A 26,280-nucleotide genomic window follows, 5' to 3' on the forward strand; every position below is an offset into this window, starting at 1 on the left:
ACTTCAGACTATGACATCCACTAAATCCAGTGAGCAATTTTATCGAACAGTCGGTTTTTGTCCGCCGGTTTAACAATAAAGTCCGACATTCCTGACGATTCCATCTTTTCCAAGGTAACGGGAGAACTGTCACCCGTGTGAGCAATAATCGGCACCGAAGAGTATTCTTTGTCGGCACTTCGAATACGGCGAGAAGCTTCAACACCGTCCATGATTGGCATTTCAATATCCATTAGGATCAAGTCGATGTCGTCGGTATCAAGCGCATCTAAGGCTTGTTGACCGTCTTCTTTCTGCACAACATCAAAGCCCTGTTTTTCCAATAACATTGCAGTAAATCGGCGTAGAGACTCGTTGTCATCGACCACCATAATGGTACGTTTAGTTGTGGCCTCTAGCGGTTTTACTGCAACCGATGGCATCACATAGTTGGAGTCAAACAGTAAACGATCAATGGTCGCTTTGGTATTCAGTAGCCAAACTTGTGTTTCTACCCAAATAGGCTCGAAAGAGATGTTACGCACACGCTTGATAGGATGACGCTCATACAAGTAAATGATTCGCGCCTCAGTGAACGAAAGTAACGATTCAATCCTATCGAGGCAATTTGCTCTTAAATCCAAGCTCTCCATATCAGCGAAAATCAAGTCGAACTCAAATTGATATTCCTTATTCTGAAGCGCTGACGCCACATCCAAAATCTCGAGGTCAAAGCCCATAAAGCGAGATATTTCAGTCATTTTGCTGGAAAGCACTGTCTGATCACTGATCATCAATACCGTCTTGAGTTTAGTCAGTTCGCTCTTGATTTCCTGCACCGAATTGGAAGTCAAAGATGGGAAAATCATCGTGAACTGTGTCCATTGATCCACTTCAGACTGACATTTAATTTCACCACCAAACGAGCGCATGACCTTCTGACAAAATGGCAAACCTAAACCGTAATTACCCGACCTGCCTGTCGTGTAAAAGTCTTGGAAAATACGACGAATAATATCGTTCGTTATACCAGAGCCGTTGTCCGTCACCATAATTTGGTTCGTCACTTCATCACTGAACATGGTGACATGAATATGAAAATCTTCAGGGCTACGATGATGGAACGCATTCTTGAACAGGTTATACATGACGTATTTCAGCAAGGTGTCGCTGCCCAAGAACTCAAAGTTGCTCTGCACATCCAAGGAGATTGCTGACTTATCAGCAGAGCGCTTGTAATTGAAGCTGTCTATTGCATCCTCAACCACAGCTTGCGCTGAATGCTTCTTAAACGTAGAGCGAGAGACTCGGTTTTCATCAATTGAAGTCAGTAACAGATCTATCGTTTCGTTACCGGAATGAATGATCTCCATCGCTTCATCGCCCACTTCACGCAACTGAATCACTTCCTCATTACTTAACGCATATTGCCCTTTTTGATCGCCACTTTTAGGGTTAGGCAATATAGACTGCATAACATCAATAGAGGTGAGTAAACCGCTTAGAGGGTTTCGCATCTCATGGGCGATACCTGCACCAAAAGACTTCGCCAATGACACCTTGTTTTCATGTTCCACCTGATTGCGGAAGTAGAACAAGTTGCCGAATAAGTAGATAAACAAAAAGATTGGCACATGTGTCCAATCCATTGTGAGTTCGAGGTAGAAGCCTTGTGCAATCCAAGCGCACAAGGTAGCAATCCCAATACCGGCAAAGGTTTGTGCAAACATCACTCTCGTCACGTGCACCAATAAAATATGGAGGAAAATAGCCGACATGAATGACATAACCCAAACGTTGGACCAATTATTCATTAGCAGCATGTAGAAGAAGAAACCTGGCAAACAGATAGTTACGGCAACTTGATAATAAGCCGGAAGGTATTTTCGCCATTCAAATGGGACGCGATTGCGAAATATAATGCCAAAGAACAATACTGAGCAAAACAGGCGAAGCGCTAAGTTTTCGTAGGGTTGCGGGAACAAAAATTCCCACACAATGTAGTAAATTGGAAAACCGACAAAGCCCATCCAACCCACGAGGGTTAGATTCGGTTCTGCGTACTGGTAAACTTTACGAATCGCGTTCATACGAAATACTTTGTTCTCTAAGCCCTGACGTTTATTAATTCTATGATTTGGTTTTTATACTTATATTTTGGCGCCGATTATATTACACATCACGTCCGAGCAGTGAGGTTTCAATCAAATATGTACCAACGCATTTATTTTTATTATTAAGCGTAGATGAATGATGCAGCCTGCTGACACTTAAATTTAAGTACGAGAGCTTGGTTCAAGCGATGGCCATGCACGGTGTTCCTTTGATAACGGTGTTCAGCTTACCGCTATGTCACTGTTACTCGATGCATTTTTCTTGGAGTATCGCCGTAATCAATCACTGCATAATGTTGAGTGACCCTGTTGTCCCATATCGCCATCGTTCCCTTCAGCCACTTGAAACGCACCTGAAACTCGGGGCGTCTCGCAATTTCAAACAGTTGGCTGAGTAAAACATCACTCTCTTGACGAGGCAACTCGTTGATATAACGCGTAAACTGCTCATTGATATAGAGCGTTTCTTTACCCGTTTCAGGATGAACTTGGACAACAGAGTGAACCACTGGCGGATTATCCTGTGCTGTTTTAATCAAGGATTTGTGCCAATCGAGCTCAATGGCTTCTGATTCTATACCTTCAAAGGCCACCAACGAATGAGTCGCCGATAAGCCCCTCAGCTTTGCTTTCATATTTTCATCCAATGAATCAAACACAGCGGTCATCGAACACCAAATCGTGTCACCACCGACGCTTGGAATATGTTGAGCATGCAACAGGGAAGCTTTCGACGGCAAGCTGCGCCACGTTAAATCGGTATGCCAATAACTTTCCATTGGCGCATTGCCTCAGGTTGTTTCAATAACACTCACCTGGGGCGCACTTTCCACACGAGGGAAGAAAGGATGTGCAGGTTCTAACGTTCCAAAACGATCTGCAATCATCAAGTGTTGTTCTGGAGACAAAGTCTGCCCGTCGAGAAAGATCACTTGATAGGTTAGAAGCGCTTGATACACCTTATCGAGTTCATCAACACTGCATGTAGAAAGCTCTAATTCGTGGATACGAGCTCCGATGTGAGGAGTAATGGGTTCTATTTTCAACATACTTTCGCTTATTGGTGGTATTAGGGGCGGATCTGGCTACTAGGCTAATCTGGCTACTAACAGTAAACCGGGCAAATGCAGATTTTCTTTCCCACTTGAAATAGAAAATAGCCTCTCCGAAACAAAAAAAGAGCCCCTAAGCTGGAGCTCTTTTCGTTTTTTGATACTTCCTGTATCCATAGACAAGTCCAATCTGTAGTACTTTCACTGAAAGCCAGATCATCGATATCTCCAGTTGTGTATCACCAATAAATCTAGCATACAATCTTCAGACTGTTCTGCGACACAACCTAGATAATCAACTCTAGTGCCAAACCATCTCACTTCTAAGCGCTGTGACAGCAAGGTCAACATTAACAATGCTGATGTGGAATAAGTACTATTAATTGTACTTATACAGTGTTGGATCTTATCGTAGTCAGAACAATGCAAATCGACCAACGCAAACGGCACTACGCATAGCGTGAGCACGAAGAAAGGAATAAAGAATGACTTCCATTACCGACCTAGACTTCCTACTAAGATCCATGTCACCAGAATTAATCGACGGGAACTATGTTTTTTGCACTGTCGACGGAGCGTTAGCAGACTATGTTCAGCTCAACCCAATCTCGACTTTTCGTGAGAAAGAAGGTTTAACGCTGGTTCTGGAAGAAGACGTTGCGACCAAAGCTCAGCTAAACTTCGACGCTGTGTTTAGCCTGATCACTTTATCGGTACATTCGAGCCTTGAAGCGGTTGGGTTGACGGCTGCGTTTGCGACAAAGCTTGGCTCTTACGGCATTAGCGCTAACGTTGTTGCAGGCTACTATCACGACCACATCTTCGTTCAAAAAGACAAAGCAGAAGCTGCAATAAGTGCGCTGAAAGAGTTTTCAGAAACTGATTAATTAAGTGTTCGATGACTCACAAATACAAAAAAAGCGACGTAATCTACGTCGCTTTGACTTATTGCTTGCCGCTCACTCACTGATCAGGCATCAGCGAGTAAAACAGTTAAGCAAGCTTAAAAGTGGCCACTTTGTCGCTTAAACCCGCGGCTTGGCTTTTAAGTTCGTTTGACTCAGTTAAGCTGTCCTGTGCGCCCACAACCAAGTGGTCAGTAACATCTTTAATGGTCGTAATGTTTTGGGTAATTTCACCCGTCACGTGTGTTTGCTCTTCAGCAGCCGTCGCGATTTGAGTCGCCATGTCACTGATCAAAGCCACCGCCGAGTTGATCTCTTCAAGCGCATGCGAAGCTCTGTCGGCATCTTCTACTGAATGTATCGCCAGTTTAGAACTGCTTTCCATCAGCTCAACCGCTTGCGCTGTCGTGCGTTGCAGGATATCAATCGTTGATTTGATCTCTTCCGTTGAAGAATGAGTGCGCTGTGAAAGTACACGTACTTCATCAGCAACCACAGCAAAGCCACGACCTTGTTCACCAGCACGAGCCGCCTCAATTGCAGCATTCAAAGCAAGCAAGTTGGTTTGCTCTGCAATGCCTTGAATCGTTGCAAGTACGGTCGAGATCTCTTGAGCATGCTTGTTGAGCTCACTGATCACGTTACCCGCTTCGTTCACTTCATTGGCTAGGTTATTGATTGAACCTTTGGTATCCACAACCAGAGCGTGACCGCTGTTAGTGCTTGTCGCTGAATCTTGCGCCGCTTTTGCTGTTTGCTCAGCATGCGATGCAATCTCTTGCGTGGCGCTTGCCATTTCAGTTACGGCCGTCGCGACCATGGTGATTTCTTGCTGCTGATGATTAAGCTCATCCACCGAACGGTTCGCTCGCTGAGCACTTTGCTCTGACTGGTTGTTTAGCTGTTCTGACTGACCACGGATATGGCCAATCAACTGCTGCAAGCTTCCAACAAAGGTATTGAAGTTATGAGCCAACTCACCCACTTCATCTTGGTTTTCAACATGAATACGTTGAGTTAAATCACCGCTACCATTCGCGATTTGCGCCAGTGCTTGAGATACGTGGTTCAACGGGCGGAAGAGAATCGTACACAGCAGGTTAAACAGTATGGTACATACGATCACCACAAGTAGCGTCACCAACACTTGACCAATCACAGCATCAAATAGTGGCGCAACCAATGAATCATGGTTAACAACACTCACTGTAATCAGGCTCGTTCCATCAATCGCACGTGCGTATAGAACATAGTCGCTGCCGTTCAACTCGATAGAAGTGTCTTTACCGCTAGTCAGCGCCTTTTGTACATCCGCAAAATCTAACCCAAGTGAGCTGATATTTTTGTTCAGTAACTTGGTGTCAGGGTGCGTATAAACTGTACCTTTATTGGTCGCTATGAACATGTAACCTTCACCCGGAAGAATCACTTGCTCTAGGCTATTAAGAATATCGGTAATTTCAACATCCGCGCCTAACACAACCTGTTGACCATGTAATTGCATAGCAGTACCCAGCGACACAACATTCGCCCCAGTTGCAGCTGCAACCGTTGGATTATCCATGAACACCTTACTAGGGTTTGCTACCGCGTTGGTGTACCAACCCCATAGACGTGGGTCATCATTGCCCGGCGGAAGTACTACCCCATTCGCGTTCTTTTGAGAACCGTCAGGGAATGCCAAGAAGACATTATCAAAAGAGGCAGAATCACGAACCTGTTTTAGGTGAGTCACCAAGCTTTCTTGTTTGGATTCTTTCGAAAGAGAAGTAAGCGCACGCTCTTTGGATAAGATCCAATCCGATACATATTGATTGTAAGAAGCCGATGCGCCTTCTAAACGCTGTTCAACTTCTGTATCCAACCTTTGCAGTGAAGCACGAAAAGACAATGCCTCGACCAAAATCCCCCCCAGGATAATGGCCATACTGGCTGAAATCGCCAGTTTATTTTTAAGCGAGAGTTTCTTGAACATAGGAAACCTATAATTTGGAAGTAAAAAACCGTGGCGAACAAATTGGTTGCCAAAGAGGTTTGCAAGCGGGATATATTTTACGCTTTAAAATAAATTAAGAAACCGATGAGGAGCTGAAATATTGATATATGTGAGTAAGTGCACGCATCGTAACCCATTGATTTAGAGAATGGTAAACTCTAAATTTTGAATTAATGTGCTAAAAAAGGTCAGCTGATAAGTGTCTCTGTTTGAGAGTAATAACGGCACAGATCGCGCTATACCGTTAGCTCATTAGGAAGGTATTTAAATATGTTGAACGTCTGAATAGAAACAGGTTGCGGACTAAATAGTCAAAGTTGCTCAACCAAAGTCCAACGTTAACAGCAATCGTGTCTCGTCAGATGAAGTGACTGGTGAACGATGCACAAGGCCTGCATTTTCGTTGCCACTCCAGCGCTCCCCTTTTAGTAATGCCACATCACCACTCGAAAGTTGTTGGATATCTGACTCATGATTGTACAAGCCGGACGCTGAATCTGGCTGTCCGTTAGCCCCTCGCCCTAGCTTAGAACGGTCGACTAAGTCGTTTGGCAACCATTGAGTCGCAACACCATGATAAGTTGTCACCAAGCGGCAAGGCACTTGATCAAAATGGAAACGTGGGCACATCGCTTTATTCAGAACGGCTAAACGCAATCCGACTTCTTCAAGCTCGAACAAACAACAAAACATATCCACGAGCTCTGCCATGTTTTCTAATAGCGCTTTAGAGGCGGTGCCATCGGTAGCAAATTCCAACTTATCGAAAGCATTATCAGGTGACACGCTAACAGACTTACTAAAGTTTGGATTCGAGGCGATAAATTCACTGATTGCCGTCGTTAAGCCTTCATCAAACTGTCGCTGCCATACCGCCATATTAATATCACTCTGGTAGATATCCGCTAATACCGTTGGCTGCTCAGAAGCACTAAAGCTTGGCTTGTGATTCGCCTGATCCTGGATAGTCACAACTGAACTAATGTTGAGTGGCTGGTTGCTATTGGTTGCCAAAGGCTTGGTTAACACGGCATTCATTACGTCGTCTCCTTGATACATGCTCATCGCTTCCCTCCTACCAACATAATAACTATTCTAAGTAAGAGTGACTTTTTAGTTATGTTATAACATAACTAAAAATAAACAAGTCACTTAGTCGATCATGATTCCAGTAATACAGCGACGCCCTTCTTTGCCTGCGGTAATTTTTCGAATGCTGAACTAAGCTTCTATCAATCACTCTTTCCAAAAAGTCATTTTAAAAACGCACGACTCAAGAACGTAAATATGTGAATTCATCAATCTGGTGACAACTTATGAAAAAACTAATCTCTACATTCGGCCTCCTATGCACCGTTATCTCCGCTCAATCTTTCGCGGAATCGGGCTACACATTAGATCCGAAGTTATCGAACATCACATTCGCGACCATTAAGAAGCAGTTTGTTGTCGAACCCGCATCCATCAAGCCTATGTCTGGAGGGCTTACCGAAGAGGGTCAGTTTTCAATAGTATTGGACTTGAAAAGCGTGAGCACCGGTGTCGCTATCCGTGACCAGAGACTCAATAAACTCTACTTCGAATCAATGAATTTTCCTGAAGTGAAGATCTCAGGAAAGGTTGAACCGTCGATGCTATCCGGTGACCCCAAAAGAGCAACAATAGCAGCGGAAGTTACCTTACACGGCGTAACAAAAACGATCGATTTCCCAGTTGTGGTGGTTCCATCCTCAGGGCTTGTCATGGTTAGCTCAGCCTCGACAATCATCGTCAACGGCGCTGATTTTGGGATATCGACAGAGAATCTAAACAAACTTTCTGCGACCGTGGGTGGATTAGCGATTTCCGACAAAATCCCTTTAAGCTTTAACCTACTTTTCGACCAATAATGGACTTATAACTCTTCCTTTCTATTCTGCCTCATTTCACATTCATCAATCGTTTGAGAGCGGTGAATGTGAGTGAGAGTAAACAACAATGCAATAAACTCGTCTGCTTCGGAATTAGGTTTGAATAAACTCAACCAAAACGTCCACTCAATTTCCCCAAGTCTGTCGTATAAACATCCTTCACAAAGTACCAAGTTGAGCATTAGATAGGCTCAGAGATGTCGTTGATGTCACATGTCGTTACACAGCATGGCGCCTTAAGGCTTTACATCTTGGGCGAGGTAAACAACAATCCCTGAGAATAAATCCATAACATAATGTATTTAGAAATTATGAGTAGTACAGAAAACAAAAAATCGAGTCCTCTTTTCGAAGTCGTGTTTAACGTCTTTCTCCCTTCGTTCATCTTAATGAAGTTCAGTGGAGAGGAGCACCTTGGAACAGGCTTAGCATTGCTCGTCGCCCTTGCGTTTCCAATTGCTTACGGTGGCATGGAGTTAATCCGCAATAAGAAGTTCAACTTCATCGCGGCGCTTGGCTTCGTCAGCGTGCTATTAACGGGCGGTATTGGTTTCTTCGAACTAGACACTCGCTGGTTAGCACTAAAAGAAGCATTAATCCCTGGTTTAATTGGTTTAGCGGTTCTTGGCTCAACCTTCACCCGCTACCCGTTTATCCAAAAAGTTATCTTCACACCGGCTCTGTTAAACATCTCTCTTATTGAAGAACGCCTAAAGCAGTTCGGTAACCAAGCAAAGTTTGATCGTTGCCTGATGACATCGAACTACCTATTCGCGAGTACCTTCGCTTTCTCTTCTGCGATGAACTACTTCCTTGCGACTTGGATTGTGACTAGCCCAGCAGGCACGGTAGCCTTCAATGAAGAGCTAGGTAAGTTGACACTATACAGTTACCCTGCAATCGCTATCCCAAGCCTTCTAATGATGCTTGGTATCTTCTACTACATCTGGCGCCAAGTTCGCGACATGACTTCGCTAGAAACAGAACAAATCTTTATTACTAAGTAGTTCTCGTTACGTTAGCTTTAAATACAGAACAACTTCAAATACTAGATTATTGAAACGCTATAAAGCCCAGCACTGTCGCTGGGCTTTATAGTTTTTGTTGTCTAATTCATGAAATCGATCGGCGTTCTTTTAATTGATACTCTCAATCAACCAAGACATTCACAGTCACTTATCTCTCGTGAACTCAACTAACTCGCTTTAAATCCATAATAATCAATGAATTCCATTGATTGAGCCGACAGATACTTTTATAGTCAATTCTGTTGGTTACTTTACAAAGCTCTACCCAACCACTGACAATATTTCAGTTGCCGTTGATAAGATCGCATAAGCTAGGTGCTAAAGGTAGACGCCAGCCGTACTCAATAAGGGATATAGATTATGAACAAATCTCAATTAGTTGAACACATTGCGACTTCTGCAGACATCTCAAAAGACCAAGCAGGCACGGCGCTCAATGCGCTTGTGGAAGGTATCTCTACTTCGCTTGCTAACGGTGATGATGTATCGATCCTTGGATTTGGTAGCTTTAAAGTTAACTCTCGTGCCGCTCGAACTGGTCGCAACCCGCGTACCGGAGAAGAGATTCAAATTGCAGCGTCAAAGACGCCAGCATTTAAAGCAGGTAAAGCACTGAAAGAGACGTGCAACCTGTAATACAAAAAATACAAGGAAGGTTACGATGACGACTAAGGAAAAAGCGAAAACGAGCCGAAGCAAAAAAGCAGGTAAGTCGACTAAAGCGCAAGCTGAAACGCCTAAGACTCGTCAACGCATTGAAGAGCTTCTCGAAGAGCGTGAATTGGCCAAACTGTTAGAGCTATAGTTTATGTAAGAACTAAAGTTTAGGTTTGAGCAAAGTGATAGTTTGTTATCGTTCTAATGCCACTGCAGATTTGTAGTGGCATTTTTGGTTTAAGAAACAGATTCCTAAAACAAATACCAATCGCTACCTACGTCTTCTCTCCACTAAGACACAAACACATCTGCCCAAAATATGAACACTAAGTAACTGATTAGGTTACATAGCTATACATATCCATACTTACCCAAATCGCCTTTTTCACTATCATCATTTTCTTGTTATTGGTGAGATTATTGGAAGGGTTCGTGACACGACTGTGTTCGAGCAATCCTTCTTCTTTGAGGTGATTATGAATGTCGTTCGCATGGGGATTGAAGCAAATACCCATAAAAATAAGGGTAAGTACAAAGCGATACTTAAGTTTACTATTCGAGCCCTGTTTTATTATTCAGCTACTCGAAAAATGAGTGATAATTTCAACTCTGAAGAGAGAAAGTTGTTATTTATAAAGCAACCCAACTTCCTTTCTAAATTTGTCACTCCCTACTTATGCACTGGCTTTAGCAATAAAGAAAAGATTGATATCTTATCCAAACACTACGACTGGTTTGAAAACACCTTTGCAAGAGAAGCTAGACACCAAATCTATAATGAAAGGCTCAATCTTTTAAAACTTGAGATAGATGACAACGTTTATCTGGTTAATCTCAGCTTCGAAAGAAACGCGAGAAAAGAAGGTGAACTGACAATTTCATTGACCAACTCTCAACTCGAAAAAATGTATACCATCTCGTTCACGGTTTTCGACAACAGCTTCTACATCGGCGGTATTCAAGGCGGGGCCAATGACAATGGATTTAGCCGCACATTCACAAAAGCTTTCTACGGTTTAAGACCTAAATCCTTCATGGTAGAAACACTAAGACTGTTAGCCATTAACTTAGGTATCAACAATATCTATGCGGTAAAAGAGTCTGGCCATGTGTCGAACTCATTACGCTACGGCAAGAAAAACAAAGACATCAGCCTTAAGTACGATAGTTTGTGGGAGGAGCACGATGGACAGGTGCATAACGACTATTTTTATCGTCTACCGACAAATCCAAACAAGAAAGATCTTGAGGCTCTAAAACGCCAAAAGCGCAAGTTGTATCGCGAGCGTTATGCCTGGCTAGATCAGTATGAACAAGATCTAAAGAACGAAATGCGCCGTCATGCCCGTATATCTTATGACGCACCTGTCTAGCTAACAGCGGAAAACAGTTTTTTACTTTGACTGAACCTGACACTAGGCTGCTAAAATACCCTTTAAAAATAAGCTCAGCCTCGCAATAGCGAGGCTTTTGAATTAGTAACCAAAGCTAGCTTGTTCGTAATGTAGACACTCGTCAGAACCCGCTAACCACTTGCTCTATTGCGATTTAAAATCGAGCCACTCCTTTTCTTAGCTCATTCAAGCTGAGTACACTTTGTTCATACTGTTTTTTACTGTCTTCCATGAGATCGTGAGAAGCTTCAGCTTTACTGTGTATAGAAAGAATATTCTGGTTAATCTCTTCAGAGACATTAACTTGTTCTTCAATAGCGACCGCGATTTGGTTATTCCTATCAACCACTCCTTGAACCTTTTCACTCAATAATGTGAGGCTTTCTAGAGTCGATTGAATCGTCGTTTGAGTGCGTTTCGCTTTTTCCGTCCCGTTGTTAACAGCCGTTACTGACTGACCACTGCCTGTGCATAGCTTTTCAATAACCGCTTGAATCTCTGTTGTTGCTTCTTGAGTTTTCTGAGCAAGCACTCTTACTTCATCTGCCACGACCGAGAAGCCTCTTCCTGAATCACCAGCTCGTGCGGCTTCTATCGCTGCATTCAGTGCTAATAGATTGGTTTGGTCAGCAATCGCGTTGATCATCTCGATGACGGAGCTTATTTGTTGCGTCTCCCTCTCTACAGACAGCGATATTGTCGATATGTTATCTAATTCATTGGTGAGCTCGACAAAGTTTTCTTCGACTTGGTTTAGCTCGTTTTGACAAGATAAGAGCTCTTGCTGGGTGCTAAACGTAGAATCGAGGGTTCCTTGCGCATTTTGAGAAATTTCACTTGAAGCCGCTTGCATCTCGTTGATGGCAGTCGCAGCCATATCAATTTCTGTTTTCTGATTTTCAAGGTTTTCAGACACCGTGGCGTTCGATTCAGCAGTTTTATTCGCCTGTTTCAGGGTCATTTCACATGAATCACTCACCGAAATTCGAATTCTGCCTAATAATGCTTTTGCATACTGTTTCCGAACCTTCATTCCCAGCGCAATTTCGGAGAGATCGTCCACCTTGCCAAAGTAAATATGTTCCATTAAAGGGTTGTTGAACTCTTCTTTTGCTATTTTACAAATATTCTCCAAGCGACGAGTCAAAATATAAATCGATACCGAACTACCCATAAAGAGTAATAAGAATATTTGCGGTACCGTTACGAATTGATTAAGGTGAAGCGCGTAGGCTAACCCGATTAGCAATATTGAAATGAATGTCTGACGTTGCCAAAGTCTCGTTTTCGGTAACATGAGCTTGAATGGTGTTTTTCCGTTATTTAAGGTTCCATACGCTTTTTCTGCACGTTCAACATATTCTCTTTTCGGCTTAAACCGGACAGATTGGTACTCAACAATCTCATTATCTTCTTTTAACGGAGAAGCAAAAGCATCAACCCAGTAATAGCCACCACCTTTCCGTTGGTTTTTCACCATACCCATCCAGTTACTACCTGACTGAATATGGCCCCATAGGTCCTTAAACGCGGCTTTAGGCATATCCCTGTGACGAACTACATTGTGATACTCACCTACTAGTTCTCCTTCTTGATAGCCTGCTACTTCATTAAAATGGGGGCTTGCATACTTGATTTTACTGGAAGGGTCTGTAACTGAAATTAGATTGTACGACTCCGGATAATCATACTCTTGCTCTGCCATAATATTTCCCTATTTAAACTAAATAACAATCAACTTGTTGTGTGGACCATCCATGCCACACCATGATGAAAACGAAGACACTTGATCCTTCTCTCATTCAAAAATCAAACATTAGTCATTGATTCAAAAAGATTTTTACTTAAGTAAAATGTACATCAGATCTACCATGTGGTTGACTAAACAAATCCAACATCACGCCAACAACATAAATGCAGCAAATTTCATATCAACATCTAATAAGATTAGCTTATGAAAAGTAAAATGGGAGCAATAGTCATTACAATAAACAGGGTTATAGCGCATTTATCCAAGAACACCTTTACACTCAAAGTTTATAACCAAAAACTAATGCACCTATATAATTAAGTCCTGATATTTCGTTAAAATAAAAATATTCCCTTGTAAGTAAACTCGCTATTATCACATTCTCTAACCAATTACCTTCCAGATTCAGAAAAAAAAGTTCTTCATACCTTCACAATAATTGGTTCGCATTTTGCTAATAATTGAAGATTTCTAAGATAACAAAATATAAATTACAATATGGTATGTTCTCAGGTTTGATTATGATTAAGGGTTATAAAGACACGTGATTTATACGAGAAAATATTCTTTCGCTTTCCTTGATAATGATCGAAACCTGTCCTTTAATATGCATCTGCAACCATATTATATTTAAGGAAACTTATGAATGTATTAGACAAGGATTGCTTATTACAGTTAGTCATTGATAACTTTCAAGAAGATGTCGCAAAATCCGTTGATTTCAACACTGGAGAAGTTGGTATTAAGTATACCTGCCTTGAACATAACCTTAATTTTTGCATGGACTTATCTGTGGTCGAAAAGATATATTCGACAAGATAAGACCCCAACAATCTGATCTCGTTAAGCAATATTATCTTTGAAGTTGATAATTCTAAATGAGTTGTAAATTTCAAAGATAATAACTTTACCGATATTCAACGTACTGCTTTGGCTACGTTATTAATAAACCAATACATTGACGTAAACATTTTAGATCCCTTAAAGCCCTCACCTACCCCGACCTAGCTGTATCTGACAGAACAACCTCCTTCCAAAAACGGAATTTTAGCTTACTAGCTTAACGCCGATAACGCGTTGACGGTTACGTTTGAGAAGCGCATGATTTTATTTCGAGCAGAATAGTTGTCTAGCGTGTTAGCCGTGTAATCGCCCCATAACTCGTTCTGTGCAACGTACTCAATTGAATGGTAGGTCACATGAATAAAGTAATTATGTTAGTAATGGGGCTGCTTTTTACCAGTCGATTGTTTGCCAGTATTGTGCCGCATGTTGGTCAACTTGAACATGATGCGCCTATTCTCCTTCGCTCGGCATTGATTGTGGGTGTTGCGGCTTACGCGGTTTGGAGTGCATTCAAATACTTCAAAAAGACCAAGGCCTCCGGTTCAAATCAACTGTAACGGCGACAGTCCAAAAGCTTTTGAATATGCTTCTAATTTCGATTACTGATCTGCGAAATAATCGACCAAGATTTTACGCCACTTTCGTGACTCGCGAATCTTCAACAGTGCGCGGTTAATCTCTTCTTCGTACACGTTATTTTCAGTGATGATAAAGCCATAATTCTGCTTTTCTAGCTGATACGGCAACACTTCCAGATCTTCAAACTGCCCGCTTATTCTGCCATTACCAATCATATATTTGAGAACCACATCATCAGCGACAATCGCTTCGACTTCACCGTCCTCTAAAGCCGCCAGAAGCCTTGGCATATCGACATAACTCTTGTGTCGGATACCGAAGCTTGTGAGCATCAAAGAAGACGTCGTTGCTACCTTGGCACCCACCTCCACATTCGTAAGATCATTCACACCTTCAATATGTGAAGATCCTTGGCTGAGAGTCAGTTTACTGGCTAAAACAGCGGTAATACTGGCGATAAACAGCATACTAAACACACCAATGAACACCGTGGCAATTCGTCCAGTTAGGCTCTTAAATTCAAAGTAATTGAAAGGGCCTCGCGTGATAAAAAGTAAGCCCATGATAAAGCTTTCCAACAAACGCCCCGTTCGGCTTTTCATCGAATAAAGCTTTTCATTCTCGCCATGCTCCAATAGGTAGAAAAACGCGCCAATTACGCCAGAGATAAAAACCACGGCACCAATGATCAACCACAGCGCGGGATTGAAGAAAATGGCATGTAAGGTTTGAAAGTAGCCCTGTTTTTTAACGGCAATAGCGAGATGAGTTTCGTAAAAAGAGTGAGAAAAGTCAGCAAATAACTCTCGCTCTGGGGTGATTGAAATACAAGATACACCGACATCAATTTGCTCGGTTTCAATCGAATTGAGTAAGTCATCTAAGCGATGGGTCTCTAGCGTGTACTCAACGTCCATCTCTTTGGCGATCTGCTCCCAGAGCTCGACACTCAGACCACTCCACTCGCCTTCCATAGAGCTGATGACAAAAGGAGGACATGGATAAACACCGACTTTAAGTGGGGCGGAAGAAGCATAGCTACTGAAGAATGGAAAAAGTAAGACGATTGATAAAGCACAATAATGGAGTGTCGATTTGAAGAATTTTGGCATCAGCAGCCCTCCGAGAAAAGGCAGTGATGAATCGAGTGCGGGGAAACTCGCTCTAATGAACGGATTCAAGCGTGCTCAGGAACTAAAAGGTGGATATTGAATTCAAGACTGCCCTGCTAGTTTTATTCGTTATTACATTAACTATAGAAAACCTCTATTTATTGTGCAAAAGAACGGAATCACAAACTAGCACCATGCAGACTGTCGCTCGATAGCTAGTGTGATGACATGAACTGGCTTTGTGCCGACGAACATAACTTTCCGCATTGCGTAATTTGGCTTTCTAGGAAGTAGATATTACGTCTACTTTTGACCCACTGGGCACGAACTTCCAGTTCTTGACCAATCAAAATCGGATGATGAAAACGAGAGGTTAAGCTCACCGTCATCGCTTTGATACTGTTCTGAAATAAACAATGCAGCATCGCGCTGTCATGCAATGTGGTTACTATGCCGCCCTGCATGATGCCATCGTAGCCCTCAGCTTTATCTGTTGGTACAATCTTGGCCCTGGTTTTATATGTAGCTACTGCCTCGTGCTTAGTTAAAGTGTCATGCTCGCCAACAGCTTCAAAACAAATGGCGCTGTCGGTGAAAAAACCTTGGCTACACACTTGGCAACGCCGATGGTTGTGTGGAATGAAAACCTTCATACTGACCTTTTACCCTTAGATTGCTAGAGATTGATATGGCTCGACCAAAAAAACATCGCCAGTTGTGTACCCGTGCGGCTTACTCTTGTTTTAAGCCTAATGGCGTTCCTATGGACGAGCTTCATAAAGAAGAATTGCTATTGGAAGAGCTCGAAGCCCTACGCTTGGCTGATCAAGAAGGACTGAGCCAGCTTGAAGCCGCTGAACAAATGCAGGTGTCTCGCCAAACGTTCGGCAACATCATCAAGCGTGCACGAGCTAAAGTCGCCAAGTGCATCGTCAATGGTCACGCGTTGGTGATTCAAAGCAGTTAATTAACGTGTTAGCCAGAAGTTATTTAACTCAGCGAGAACTCTTGATGCTTAGATCGATACTTATCTTGATGGCTCAGTAATCTGATACAGCTTTCTGCTTTGCCCTTCACACACATCCTTGCAATTGCACTCACGCTCAATATCTAACTGCGCCAATCCTCCACAACTGCCTTTGATTGGCTTGCGCGAAAAAATCACACCTATCGCCATCAATGTAACGACTCCTACAAACCCAAATAGCGTCAACAAAAAAGTCATTTTCGGAACCCTCGAATAGCACCTAGCTGATTAGGCTGTGCCATTAGAATCGAAGCTTGTTTTTTGTGCCCTTTCTCGCCACACGTTTTATTGCTACACCCGCTATTTCTCGGCTCTCGAGCATAATCGAGATCGGTCACTTCCCTTAGATTGTCGAAATCCAAAGTCCCAATTTCTGCCTTACCTGTCGATGCCAAGACTCGAATATCGATATTAAACAAATGCGCCAACATTTTCTTCCCGATATGACGAACCACCACAGATTTCACATCGTAAGAACGGAGGACAGCGATCCATTGCTTCTTTTTATTGCAAGAGGTGTCGGACTCAATCAGAGGAACAATCTGCTTTATTTGTCGTTGTTCATCGACAATCGCGATCTCAGGGGAACGAGCAAAGTGGTTGCCAACATGAAGGTCGCGACAAGGTACTGCGTATAACATAGTAACTTCCTGTTATTGATGATCAGGAGTTCAGCATACGCTCCATTACTGGCATATGCCAATAACCATCATATGAAAAATAAGATTTACTGGATCGACAGGTAAGATCAAAAGCACCCAAACTTGCCGTCATCTTCAGCCTATCTCGACTATCTTTCAAATAACCATATATACTAGGGGGTAGTATTTTATACTGGGGAGGGGTATAGTTTTTTGAACGCAATATTATGAGCTTCACCGACCCTATTACCAGATAAGAGAAGAGTTTCTGAATGAAAGACGTTAAGGGTGTGTTCCGCAACCTAGAGAAAATGCTGCGCAAAGCGAACTGGTTTGAAGATGGTTGGGAAATTTATAACCGTGGCGAGTACCTTCAACTATACAAAGAGAATTGGTTTAACCAGAATCAAGGTGGCGTTCACTTTGAAACCTTTATTGAAGGGCCTCAGGTTAAACAAAAAGCCTTTCCTATCTGCATGCATGCGGAAGAGGACTGCCCTGCCCAATCTGAATTTATACGTCAGTTCAAAGAGTTGGAACAAAGTCGTATTGAGAGTTGGAAAGGATACAAAACTCAAGATAACAGCTACGGTATTTGTCAGCGAACACTGCCTTTGAATTTCAAAAACCTTGAACAGCGTTTGTTTGAAGAATTCAACCGACTACGAGCACTTGAAGCAAGTGTCGATAAGGTTTTAGAGAGACTATAACTCAGACAAGCTATAACTCAGACAAGCTTTAATAGGACAGATTCTAAAATGAAAAAGCAAAAAAGCCCATGTATCGACATGTGTGACTTTTCAAACAGTAAAGGTTGGTGCTTGGGGTGTGGTCGAACTCGAGAAGAGTGTAAGGCTTGGAAAACGATGAAGCCTTACGCCGTTAATGCTTTAAAGAAAGAGCTAGTGAAAAGAAAATCACAAATGAAAGCTCAATAAATCAAATCTTTACTTGATGTAAGAGTCTAGAACTTTAAGCACCACTTCCATATCTTCTTCACGCTGATCCTTGTCATCTTCTAGTACAACATGTTCTAGGAGATGGCCTTTAATCACTTCTCTCATCAAGCCGTTGACCGCACCACGAATGGCCGCTATCTGTTGTAATACGTCCTGACATTGCTGTTCATCATCATCCAGCATTTTCTTTAGGCCATTCACCTGACCTTGTATTTTGCTGACTCGAGCCTTTAGCTTTTTCTGATCTTTGGCTGTGTGCGACATAGCATTTTTACTCACGTGGCTGAATGAAAAGGGATAAAGCGTAATGTAGCACCTTATTTATACTGGGGGGTAGTTTTTAGCACCGTTAACGCTTGTTATCACGGGCTAAGCTCAAGCCAACAACAAAAAGGCCTCTTACAACCGAGATCTTAATCGACTATTCAACGTCACACACTAGTCTGAATAATGTCCAATTGAGCATCAATCAAAGATGTTTATAGGAAAAATGGGGGTAATTAAAAATCAAGAATGACAGCCCGCTTTAAAATGAACAAGCGGACAATTTGAAGTGAACAACGCAGCAAATTGTTATAATATAACATCACACTAAATAACCATCATTTCTCATGAAACAGCTATTTATTCTAATCGATGTAATCAATCGCTTCTTCTCTCGCTACGTAAGCCGTTTCTCGACATGCTTTCGCTCTCTCAAGGGATTGACTGTTGGCCTAGCATTATTGTTTTTTGCGCCAAATCTATATGCCCACCCTCACTCTTGGATAGAGATGAAAACTCATATTGAGGGAGAGAATGGCATGATCACTGGTCTCTCTATGGAGTGGTCTTTTGATGCAATGACATCCATGTACATGTTGGATGGCGAAGATGTCTCTGCCGATACAGAAGCTGAGACATTCAAAAAGCTCGCTGCGTCTGTAATCGAAAACATGATGTATGAACACTACTTCACGTACTTTTATGATGGTGAAGAGCCCATCAAATATCAGGTGGTTGAGAACGCGAAATTTGAGCGTGATAAAGCCAAGATGGTTCTAACATTTGACCTGCCACTTTCTAAGCCCAAACCAGTGACAAGAGACTCGCTTCGCGTATTGATTTTTGACCCTAGTTACTTTGTCGACATGTCGTGGCTATCCAATAGAGACGTGACATTGTCACCTGAACTAGCGAGACAATGCCAGTTAGAATTAATCGAGCCTAACCCGACGCCAGAACAGATGAGTTATGCGATGTCTTTACCTGTCGATGCAGATCCAGATAACACGCTAGGCCAACTGTTTACACAATCGGTTGAGCTTCATTGTGCTGCGGTTCCCACTTCTTAGTCGCAGTGATTCGTTTCAGCCTTTAAGTCAGCGTCTAGCTGATTAGCATGGCAACTAATTAACAGAAAGATTCCAGATATAGGTTCTTGTTAGATGAAGAAAAATCAATCCAAACTCAATCATTACCTTATTGGCGCCGGAGCTTTATTGCTTGTTGCTGTCGGTGCATATCAAGTGTGGTCCATGTGGCCATCGTTAGTTATCTCTAGTATCCAATGGCAAAGGGAAGTTAACTCAGAGCTAGCCGACCTACTCTATGAAGCCAAATCTAATCCTTGGGGCGCAGGCAGTTACCTTATCGGATTCAGCTTTATCTACGGTATGCTCCACTCTTTGGGGCCTGGGCACGGCAAGGTTATTGTCTCTACCTACTTAGCCACTCACCCAACCAAAGCAAAAGCGAGTTTAGTGCTTACGGTCGTCTCCGCTTTTTTACAAGCACTGGTCGCGATCTTATTAGTAAGCGTGTTGCTGTGGGGCTTTAGTGCTTCCATGCGAGTCGTGAATGACAAAGCGAATATGTTTGTTTCATTAAGCTTTGCTTTAGTTGCAATCGTCGGCGCGCTTATATGTTGGAAGGCTGTGAAAAACATCTACACCGCTATGTGTAAGCGTAAGCCTAAGCTAAAAGTGAAAACCATCACCACACTCGCAACAGACACAGCTGCGCCAATTTCAGCGCGTTCGCCAATGGCACTTCGTTCATCTGGTTCAATGGTTATGGGCGCTACCAATGCATTACAAGCCGCTGACCACACTCATGCAGATCATTCTCATGCCGACTGTGGGTGCGGCCACCAGCATCTAGCCGATGCAGAGGCAATCAACAAAGCCTCAACGCTCCGCGAATATGCGGGAATCATAGTGACGATTGGCGTAAGACCGTGCACCGGAGCCATCATGGTACTGCTATTCGCGAACATGGTTGGCCTATATTGGATGGGCGTATTGAGCGCCTTTGCGATGGCCATAGGCACAGCATTAACAACCTCATTAATTGCAATGATGACGCTAACAGGCAAACACCTAGTGAAGCGCTACTTGGCAGCAGGCAACAACAAGAACAACGCCTCATTGAAAGCCGCAGGTCACTACTTGCAACTCTTTGGCGGCATTTTGCTTGTGTTGATTGGCTTGTTGTTAATGAACGGCCAAGACAGCGGCATGTCCCCTGTTTTCACTATGTAGCAAACGATGTAATAACAAACCTCAGTTTATTACGACCTTTACCATTTTTACTAAAAAACACTAGCCCTTATCTCTCAAATCTGAATTAACAGCTACATAATTTCTACTAACCTAACTTTGCACAGTTAGTTAGGTTAGTAGTCAGCCATTCAGAACAGCGAGCTTTAAGTAGTTCTGTAACAAACCTACATCCAACTTTGATTTTCCTATTCTTAGCTACTCTTTCATAAACTAACTTAGATTGTTCTAACAATCTTAGAACACTATCCCCCTCTTTTTGAAAATAAGGACACAATTTCCGCACTCCAGAAACTGCGATCGCACTCTTCCTATTTTGAAAAAAAATAGAGCAGCAGTTTTATCAATTGAGTAACAAGCCGAAATTATACCCAATAAATTTCACATCAAACTCCAAGCCTTTACCTTACAACTACAGATAGAGCTTTCTTCAACCAAATTCTTGGATAACCTATACTCAAAGGTAAACAAATGAAACTATACATTCCGAGCGCCACGCTCAGTGTTTTGTTACTTTCTCCGAGTTTCGCGAGTGCCGAAGATATACCTGATTCACACGAATTGCGTAATTTTTCGATGCGCTCACAAAGCTCTGGGATAGCCCCACCGCAAGAAGAACTCGGCGTTTATGTTGTGAATTCGGGTCCTGGTCTGGATACCGGTTGTACCTATGCTTCTGGCGGACCTCTACTTATCTCTTTACCTGTTCCTATGGTCGTCAGCCCCAACGTTTTACAAAGTGACGGGAGAATTGCCCCAAGTAAACTGGGCGATATGCAGCAAAAAGGCGTTATCGGTTCTAACGCAAGGATCAGCATGCCGGTCTTCGACATAGACTCCAATGCCAACGTCAGTAATATTGCTCCAGAAATAGATATCGTATCTTTTAACGGAAAGTCTTTAGGTACGCTGCAAGGCGCTGATAACCGTTGGACGGATACTAACCTTCAAGTCGATATCAGTGATATCAAGTTCGGCCAAAACAATGAGATTCGCGTCGATATTGATACTGGCAATACGGGAGACAACTGGTGTATGTCTGTCGATTGGGTCTCAATCGAGTTTGATGTTGCCATTCCTGTGATTCTTGCTCATGGCATTGCTGCACAATCAGACACTTGGGATGATGATACGGCTCCAGGCGTGCTTTCTACACTTGATGACTATGGCATTCGTTATACTCGTTTCTCTGCTGACAAAAATGGAACCACGGCGACTAACGCTAATATCTTGAACAACAAAATTCAGGGTTTTCTCGATGAGTTGAAATCCGACAAAGTTCACGTCATTGCACACAGTAAAGGCGGGCTAGATACCCAAAACCTCAAAGCACTTAGCCCTTCCTTTGAGATAACCTCCCTTTCTACTTTCTCCACACCTCACCTTGGTAGCGTCGCAGCAGATTTGTCGGTGATAAAAATGGACCACTACGCCGATATCTACAGTAACGTCAGTGCCGATCCAAATAATTACGCTGGCAAGTACATGCAACTCCCAAATATTCCGTTTGCGGGTCCTAAAATGCCTGGTATCCGTGATCTAACAACGGATACAGCATCAAACGCGATCCAAATGCGTACTCGCGGCAATATTGCAAATACATTTTCTATTGGGGCAAATGCCGATCTCAACCAAGACGGTGTTATTGAGAAAGATCCTGATATCGTTGGCCTATTCCCATGGGGATCGCGTTGGGCAGGCGTTACCGCTTGGCAGGCGCTAAGAAGCTTTAGTTCTGCGGCCTACCTCGATACTCAAACTCAATCGGTCACAATGCCAAGTGTGTATGGACCACAAGCTCATCCAATCACCATAGTCAGTTACCAAGCCATTCAAACAGTACCGCAAGAAAATGATGTTGTTGTGACCTTGGCAAGCGCTAACCCAAGTTATACCAATGCATTGGGTAACGTATTGGCTAACCACTCAACAATGAAAACGGGACAAAACGTTGAACGTTTTCTACAACAAATTATTTCAATGCGCTAAGGAGTGGCCACAATGAAATTCATCAAGCAATTAGTGATGGTGTTCAGTCTTTTCTGTACCTTCATCACACCGGCTATCGCCAGTAATGCAATACCCGTTGGGATGAGTACAAACACGACACTATCTCAACCAGTGACTAGTAACGATAACGAAGTCACAATGCTATTTACCATCGACAAAGCGGAAGCCCTAAAAGCAGAAATCATCGTGCCGTTGGATGATGCAACCGTATATTTAGTCAAGCCTAACGGGCAAGTCGCAACATCATCCAATGATGTGCAAGCGAACATACTTTCAGGTGACACACAAAGTCCGCCGCTACCGGGCAGCTATTTATTTTTGCCTGAAGTAACTAACCCTGAACCTGGCGAATGGAAGATCGTCGTTGATTTTCCAAACCCAAGTTACAACACAGTAATTATTGCTCAGGTTGTGATCCAATCCCCTATTGCGTTTGGCATGGCGATAGCTGCAAACCAATTTGTGGTCGGTGAACCAGTTCCCGTTTCTGCATTACTGACAAACAAAGGGAATCCAATCACAGGAGCCCAAACCAGCGCAGTGATCATTGATGAAGCTGGAATAAAAACACGCCTGGCGCTTAAAGATGAGGGTGTCAATTTCGATGCTCTTGCTAAAGATGGTGTCTACAGCAATATTTTCGTTCCACCCGCTGAAGGGGATTATCTAATTGAAGGCACAACGTCTTTTGAAGAATATGGAACAACTATCACTCGCCAGACAAGTAAAAAAGTCCACGTACTACCCGCTGACATTGAATTTGTCAGCCACTCACTCGCTCCACTGTTTTCCTCTGAAGGCTGTGTTATTGCCTTGGAGCAGCGCTTGGAACTTGATGTTAAATCCGCGGGGGATTTTGCCATTCATGGTTACCTCACCGATGGAATTGACGAGCTGAACACAAGCAAACGTCTGCAACTCAAACCTGCGAAGCAAATCGTCACTCTACAGTACTCAACTGAAGATATTTTTGGCGCGTTTGATTCAGGGTCTACTTTGACCTCCAATCCGACGATCATCTACGCAATCACTCAAGATGACATACGAATTTCAGCCCCTCGAATTCAGTTTGAAGAATTTATTGATTTAGCATCTTTTGAGCGTTGCCGCGAACCGATTGAAGTCACGGGGGGTTTAGTCACCACACCGACTATGTCGCAAGATGGAACCTACATTGATTCGCTGAATTTTGAGTTTCCTATCCATGTTACGCGCAGTGGAACTTACACAGGTTCGGTAAATATCGTTGGTGCAGCCGGAGAGTATTTAGAGCTAGTGAGTTTCCAAGAACCGCTTGAGGCTAGCGAAAACACCATCAAGTTTACCGTTCCTGGTGACACGTTTAAGCAAGTCGATGGTCCTTATGAACTGAACGCACTGCTAATCTACAGTGGCGTTGACTCCTATCGACAAGGAGTTCTCGGTCAAACTCCACCATACCAAGCCTCTGATTTCAGTCCGCCAGTGAATGTGACCCTCCCCTCTAACCTATTCGGTTTGGAAAGAGAAAACTGGCAAGCAACCCCAGCAACACAAGTCACGCAACATCGTGTCGGTGGTTACTTAAGAGCGGGGGCTTCAATCCCATACGACTACGAAACACTAGCGAGTTTTGACTTAAGTGAGGTTCGAGGGAAAATCAAACAGGCTACACTTATTGTTGACTTCGGAGATTCAACCCTTCAATTTCCATTCAACAATGTAACTGCGCATATCGTTAATCAAACTTGGTCTCCAAACACACTAGATTACGACACTTTCTGTGAGTCTTTTACAATATGTGCAGCATGGAGTAACCCACTCACTACATTCAACAACGTAGAAGCAGGTCAAACGCTTAGGTTTACCAACTCTAAACTATTAGAAGCATTAAATGAGAAGAGAGTGTCTGGGTTGAACAAACTAGATATTGCTCTTACCTCTTCTCCCTATGAAAGAAGTTTCTTCATTAACGTTAAGCAGGTGTCATTATTCATCGAGTACTGATCCTAAAACTGAAATAGAATAAGGCCATGCCCAAGCTATCGCTTTGGGCATGGCCTCTCAGAGTGAACGGTGATGAACTTTGCAAGCTTCATATGTTTATTCTGTTAGAGCAGACTATACCAGCCCCTCAACAGTAGTGATAAGGCACGCTAATCACTATAGACTCCATCAACCAACAAAATGAGATCGAAGTTTTATCCGAAAAGGCCAGTAGTCCCAACAACCAGGTGACTCCACAGATCTATCCATCCCATCACCAATTTTTTAGGTGACTTTAAAGATGCCCCTACACTAGTCTGATAGCTAAAGTTAGAATAGACCCGTTAAGTATCATCGATTTACAAAACAGAGCCAAAATATCTAAATAAAAACAGTGAGAAGCGATACAATAATCAAGTTGTAAAATTGCAGCGTGGGACACCTGCCCACTGACAGCCCATTAACAAGAAGCATTAAAGTAGCCTCACATGTCTAAAGAACCCGGTTTCACTACAGAATACAAACTCGACAAGACGTTTTTCGCGGAGTGTTATGATCAAACTAGCCTTCCGACTCAATTTCCAAAAGCCTACTTAAAAGGAATACTGTTTCTTATTTTTGGTGTGGTTTTGCTGGAGTTTGAACTATTACCTAACGGCTATGTTGGCTGGTTCTTTATTGTTTTGAGTGTGATTGAAGCATTCAGTGTGTACTGCAAAAGAACCTGGTGGTTATGGCGACAAAAAATCAGCTCAGGCGCAGGCAGCAAAATCGTCTTTCAAGGTGATGCTAACGGAGTAAGTTACAAAAACCACAAAGCGACCAACGCTATCGCGTGGAGTGACATCGACCAACTTGAGCAGACCGATCTTGGTTTTATCCTGCATATCGGTAAACAGCGCCAATATGTGAGTAAATCTTGTTTAAGCGATGAAGCCATTGCGTTCATGATTGAACACCACGCCGCATCAAAAGCGAAATAACACCAATAAATGCCTGCTGACTTAGCAGGCATTTTTCTATCACCTTTAATTCAATGTATCGAATGACCGGACCATAACAATGAATACCGTGTACCAAATCAGTGATTGCCACCTTTCCGATGATTCCAGCTATGAGAACCTGCGCAGAGCACTGGAATACGTCAGCAAAGACACAGCATGCAAGAGCATTTTTCTGACTGGTGATATTTGTTGTAATCCAAAGTCTGGCGACTACGTTCGATTAGAGGCGTTCATTAGGCAACACATCGGCGCTCAATCCATTTACGCGATTGCGGGGAATCATGATGACTCTTCCTTAATGCGCACAGAGTTAAAAGGCTCGACGATTTGTGTCACCGACAAAGCCACCATCTGTGAACGAGAGTTTGTGTTCCTAGACTCAAGCTTCAAGCCGCTAGACAGCCGCCACCCACTTGGTTCAGGGCGTATTGATAACCGCGGCATGGCTCAGCTAAAACGACAATTGAGAAAGGCCAATGATCCTATCGTGGTTGTTCACCACCCTGTCATTCCAGCCGGGGCAGATTGGATGAAAGCAATCCGTCTAGAGAACGATGCTGATGTGATGAGCGTGCTGCGAAAATATCGTGTTCGTGATGTGGTCTGCGGTCATGGCCATGATGGAATAACGGCGACACAACAAGGCATAACTCAATATATGGCCCCTTCTACAGCCTATGGCTTTGACCACTCGATCAATGAATACAATCGCAGCGAGAAGGTAGGATTAAGTCGAATCTCGTTGTCGACTGATTCCATCGACTATCAAGCTATCTACCTTTGAGGATGCTAGCTTTAAGGTTGTTAGCTTT

25 protein-coding genes and 1 pseudogene are annotated in these 26,280 nt (G+C 43.0%); 16 read left to right on the forward strand and 10 right to left on the reverse strand.

Features of this window, described 5'->3' with window-relative positions; genetic code table 11:
* Positions 1-20: 20 nt before the first annotated feature.
* Both OCV20_RS09450 and OCV20_RS09455 read right to left on the reverse strand, forming a co-directional pair.
* The gene (locus OCV20_RS09450; RefSeq protein WP_086775256.1) at positions 21-2,069 is read right to left on the reverse strand and encodes an ATP-binding response regulator; all 2,049 of its coding nucleotides are present in this window, start codon (positions 2,067-2,069) and stop codon (positions 21-23) included.
* A 257-nt stretch (positions 2,070-2,326) separates the two neighbouring features.
* Positions 2,327-3,142 (reverse strand): annotated as a pseudogene (locus OCV20_RS09455) (TauD/TfdA dioxygenase family protein).
* Between the two features lie 488 nt (positions 3,143-3,630).
* Here OCV20_RS09455 and OCV20_RS09460 point away from each other — a divergent pair.
* The gene (locus tag OCV20_RS09460; protein WP_086775257.1) at positions 3,631-4,032 is read left to right on the forward strand and encodes an ACT domain-containing protein; all 402 of its coding nucleotides are present in this window, start codon (positions 3,631-3,633) and stop codon (positions 4,030-4,032) included.
* Positions 4,033-4,138: 106 nt separating this feature from the next.
* On the opposite strand, the gene OCV20_RS09465 is transcribed toward OCV20_RS09460, so the two are convergent.
* Both OCV20_RS09465 and OCV20_RS09470 read right to left on the reverse strand, forming a co-directional pair.
* The gene (locus OCV20_RS09465) at positions 4,139-6,025 is read right to left on the reverse strand and encodes a methyl-accepting chemotaxis protein (protein WP_086775258.1); all 1,887 of its coding nucleotides are present in this window, start codon (positions 6,023-6,025) and stop codon (positions 4,139-4,141) included.
* Positions 6,026-6,367: 342 nt separating this feature from the next.
* Positions 6,368-7,084: a DUF1826 domain-containing protein gene (locus OCV20_RS09470; RefSeq protein ID WP_086775291.1), complete on the reverse strand. Its 717-nt coding sequence runs from the start codon at positions 7,082-7,084 to the stop codon at positions 6,368-6,370.
* 278 nt (positions 7,085-7,362) lie between these two features.
* Here OCV20_RS09470 and OCV20_RS09475 point away from each other — a divergent pair, with 278 nt between their 5' ends.
* The 5 genes from OCV20_RS09475 to OCV20_RS09495 all read left to right on the forward strand — a co-directional run bounded on the left by OCV20_RS09475 (position 7,363) and on the right by OCV20_RS09495 (position 11,014).
* Positions 7,363-7,935 (forward strand): YceI family protein, encoded by a 573-nt coding sequence (locus tag OCV20_RS09475; RefSeq protein ID WP_086775259.1) that lies wholly within the window; start codon positions 7,363-7,365, stop codon positions 7,933-7,935.
* Positions 7,936-8,267: 332 nt separating this feature from the next.
* Complete coding sequence (locus OCV20_RS09480; RefSeq protein ID WP_048611526.1) at positions 8,268-8,963, forward strand: VC0807 family protein; 696 nt, start codon at positions 8,268-8,270, stop codon at positions 8,961-8,963.
* Positions 8,964-9,344: 381 nt separating this feature from the next.
* Positions 9,345-9,620: an HU family DNA-binding protein gene (locus tag OCV20_RS09485; protein WP_017059113.1), complete on the forward strand. Its 276-nt coding sequence runs from the start codon at positions 9,345-9,347 to the stop codon at positions 9,618-9,620.
* Between the two features lie 25 nt (positions 9,621-9,645).
* A complete protein-coding gene (locus OCV20_RS09490) occupies positions 9,646-9,789 on the forward strand; it encodes a hypothetical protein (protein WP_017059112.1) in 144 nt (47 codons plus the stop codon).
* Between the two features lie 328 nt (positions 9,790-10,117).
* Positions 10,118-11,014 (forward strand): VirK/YbjX family protein, encoded by an 897-nt coding sequence (locus OCV20_RS09495; RefSeq protein WP_157896355.1) that lies wholly within the window; start codon positions 10,118-10,120, stop codon positions 11,012-11,014.
* A 175-nt stretch (positions 11,015-11,189) separates the two neighbouring features.
* Here the strand turns inward: OCV20_RS09495 and OCV20_RS09500 are convergent, their stop codons facing one another.
* Positions 11,190-12,740, reverse strand: a complete 1,551-nt coding sequence (locus OCV20_RS09500; protein WP_048617360.1) for a methyl-accepting chemotaxis protein — start codon at positions 12,738-12,740, stop codon at positions 11,190-11,192.
* Positions 12,741-13,984: 1,244 nt separating this feature from the next.
* Between OCV20_RS09500 and OCV20_RS09505 the strand changes: the two genes are divergently transcribed.
* Complete coding sequence (locus tag OCV20_RS09505) at positions 13,985-14,188, forward strand: hypothetical protein (RefSeq protein ID WP_086775261.1); 204 nt, start codon at positions 13,985-13,987, stop codon at positions 14,186-14,188.
* 42 nt (positions 14,189-14,230) lie between these two features.
* Here OCV20_RS09505 and OCV20_RS09510 read toward each other — a convergent pair whose 3' ends face one another.
* Both OCV20_RS09510 and OCV20_RS09515 read right to left on the reverse strand, forming a co-directional pair.
* Entirely contained in the window at positions 14,231-15,322 is a 1,092-nt protein-coding gene (locus OCV20_RS09510) for a transporter substrate-binding domain-containing protein (protein ID WP_086775262.1), read from the reverse strand.
* A gap of 215 nt (positions 15,323-15,537) precedes the next feature.
* Positions 15,538-15,975: a PaaI family thioesterase gene (locus OCV20_RS09515; RefSeq protein WP_086775263.1), complete on the reverse strand. Its 438-nt coding sequence runs from the start codon at positions 15,973-15,975 to the stop codon at positions 15,538-15,540.
* 35 nt (positions 15,976-16,010) lie between these two features.
* On the opposite strand from OCV20_RS09515, the gene OCV20_RS09520 reads away from it, so the two are divergent.
* Positions 16,011-16,289 carry a DUF134 domain-containing protein gene (locus tag OCV20_RS09520; protein WP_017057476.1) on the forward strand — a complete coding sequence of 93 codons (279 nt, stop codon included), beginning with the start codon at positions 16,011-16,013 and terminating at the stop codon, positions 16,287-16,289.
* Between the two features lie 60 nt (positions 16,290-16,349).
* Here OCV20_RS09520 and nqrM read toward each other — a convergent pair whose 3' ends face one another.
* Positions 16,350-16,547, reverse strand: coding sequence for a (Na+)-NQR maturation NqrM (gene nqrM / locus OCV20_RS09525; protein WP_086775264.1), 198 nt, complete (start codon positions 16,545-16,547; stop codon positions 16,350-16,352).
* Positions 16,544-16,990: a NifB/NifX family molybdenum-iron cluster-binding protein gene (locus tag OCV20_RS09530; protein ID WP_086775265.1), complete on the reverse strand. Its 447-nt coding sequence runs from the start codon at positions 16,988-16,990 to the stop codon at positions 16,544-16,546. The genes nqrM and OCV20_RS09530 overlap by 4 nt, the downstream gene beginning before the upstream one ends.
* Before the next feature lie 272 nt (positions 16,991-17,262).
* On the opposite strand from OCV20_RS09530, the gene OCV20_RS09535 reads away from it, so the two are divergent.
* Entirely contained in the window at positions 17,263-17,700 is a 438-nt protein-coding gene (locus tag OCV20_RS09535) for a hypothetical protein (protein ID WP_048611764.1), read from the forward strand.
* Positions 17,701-17,748: 48 nt separating this feature from the next.
* Positions 17,749-17,928 carry a DUF1289 domain-containing protein gene (locus tag OCV20_RS09540; protein WP_048611762.1) on the forward strand — a complete coding sequence of 60 codons (180 nt, stop codon included), beginning with the start codon at positions 17,749-17,751 and terminating at the stop codon, positions 17,926-17,928.
* A 9-nt stretch (positions 17,929-17,937) separates the two neighbouring features.
* Here OCV20_RS09540 and rcnR read toward each other — a convergent pair whose 3' ends face one another.
* Positions 17,938-18,213, reverse strand: coding sequence for a Ni(II)/Co(II)-binding transcriptional repressor RcnR (rcnR, locus tag OCV20_RS09545; RefSeq protein ID WP_059019889.1), 276 nt, complete (start codon positions 18,211-18,213; stop codon positions 17,938-17,940).
* A gap of 347 nt (positions 18,214-18,560) precedes the next feature.
* On the opposite strand from rcnR, the gene OCV20_RS09550 reads away from it, so the two are divergent.
* From OCV20_RS09550 to OCV20_RS09575, 6 genes are all read left to right on the forward strand, one after another.
* Positions 18,561-19,283: a DUF1007 family protein gene (locus OCV20_RS09550; RefSeq protein WP_108721732.1), complete on the forward strand. Its 723-nt coding sequence runs from the start codon at positions 18,561-18,563 to the stop codon at positions 19,281-19,283.
* Positions 19,284-19,376: 93 nt separating this feature from the next.
* On the forward strand, positions 19,377-20,471 hold the full coding sequence (locus tag OCV20_RS09555) for a nickel/cobalt transporter (RefSeq protein ID WP_086775266.1): 1,095 nt from the start codon (positions 19,377-19,379) through the stop codon (positions 20,469-20,471).
* 489 nt (positions 20,472-20,960) lie between these two features.
* The gene (locus OCV20_RS09560; RefSeq protein ID WP_086775267.1) at positions 20,961-22,478 is read left to right on the forward strand and encodes an esterase/lipase family protein; all 1,518 of its coding nucleotides are present in this window, start codon (positions 20,961-20,963) and stop codon (positions 22,476-22,478) included.
* Positions 22,479-22,490: 12 nt separating this feature from the next.
* Positions 22,491-24,485: a choice-of-anchor X domain-containing protein gene (locus tag OCV20_RS09565; protein ID WP_086775268.1), complete on the forward strand. Its 1,995-nt coding sequence runs from the start codon at positions 22,491-22,493 to the stop codon at positions 24,483-24,485.
* A gap of 467 nt (positions 24,486-24,952) precedes the next feature.
* Positions 24,953-25,447, forward strand: coding sequence for a YcxB family protein (locus OCV20_RS09570; protein WP_048617387.1), 495 nt, complete (start codon positions 24,953-24,955; stop codon positions 25,445-25,447).
* Between the two features lie 79 nt (positions 25,448-25,526).
* Positions 25,527-26,252: a metallophosphoesterase family protein gene (locus OCV20_RS09575; protein ID WP_086775269.1), complete on the forward strand. Its 726-nt coding sequence runs from the start codon at positions 25,527-25,529 to the stop codon at positions 26,250-26,252.
* Positions 26,253-26,280: the final 28 nt, after the last annotated feature.

The sequence above is a fragment of the Vibrio coralliirubri genome (genome assembly GCF_024347375.1).
GTDB lineage: Bacteria > Pseudomonadota > Gammaproteobacteria > Enterobacterales > Vibrionaceae > Vibrio > Vibrio coralliirubri.